The organism is Polaromonas sp. P1_E3 (assembly GCF_056405935.1).
Genome location: NZ_JBFUBD010000735.1, coordinates 1 through 869, shown reverse-complemented (window position 1 = coordinate 869; position 869 = coordinate 1). Strand labels below are relative to the sequence as shown.

Annotated in this window: 1 protein-coding gene; it reads right to left on the bottom strand. The window is 47.5% G+C overall.

The genetic code is table 11. The annotated features are described in order from the left end of the window. Positions 1 to 451: 451 nt before the first annotated feature. Positions 452 to 869 (bottom strand): hypothetical protein (locus tag AC1D0Z_RS23165; RefSeq protein WP_477660473.1); only part of this gene is annotated, 418 nt, incomplete at its 5' end.

The following is an 869-nucleotide window of genomic DNA, read 5'->3' as shown; positions in this document are numbered from 1 at the left end:
GGCGATAGGTGTGAGGTCGCCTGCGATGCTCGCTAAAGCTTTCCACGTAAGTGTGGAACGTTGCATATCTATAGATGCATCTGGAAACACTAGCATTGACTGCAGCGCAGGCAGAGCATCTTCAAGAACAAAACCTGTAAATGATGGACGGCCCTCTGGACTTACAGTCCGAATGGCAGCAATCCGATCAAGCAGAATCGCGGGGTTAAGCGCTCTACTCTGCTTCCATCTAATCGACATGGCAGGTCAATCTATTTAAATGATGTATCACTAGTACGCGCATTGAGATCAGCCGAAAATTCTCATCGGGGTAATTTTTACGCCTGAAGAAAAATCCTCAGCGTGAGATGCCTTAGTCCATTGTCGGTCGACGTTTGCAAAGAAGGCATTGCGCTCTTTTCGGGCAGCTTTTCTCGCGTATTCATCAGTGCCTAAAAGCAATGCTGKAACACTATTTCCACTGTTGAATAATGGGGAACTCTGACTGCGAATCTTTTCCATTCGCCGGCATTGAGCGCAAGGTCTTAATGTCGTCAGCCAGTTTGAGTTGGTCTGATGTTTTGTCCTTAATTCCTGCGAGCAATACGTCAGCATTCTTGAGGGTCAGAAGATAAGTTGATACATCACCAGTAGGTTCGAATTTATTGGCATCCAGCATTTTTATGGGTACCGTTCTCTCGAGTTGAGAGCGAAGTAGCGCGCTCTTACTGAGTATGAGCCACTTGGTAAACGCTTTACTCTGTTCAATCTCATCGCCTGTCAATTTTCCGACTGGTAGCACATATGCTTTTGACCCTTCGCTGGCTATTCGGTATATGTCGACAAAATCCCCACGCCCTTTCGCCGTCGCCGTCGCCCCAGTAGCAAGC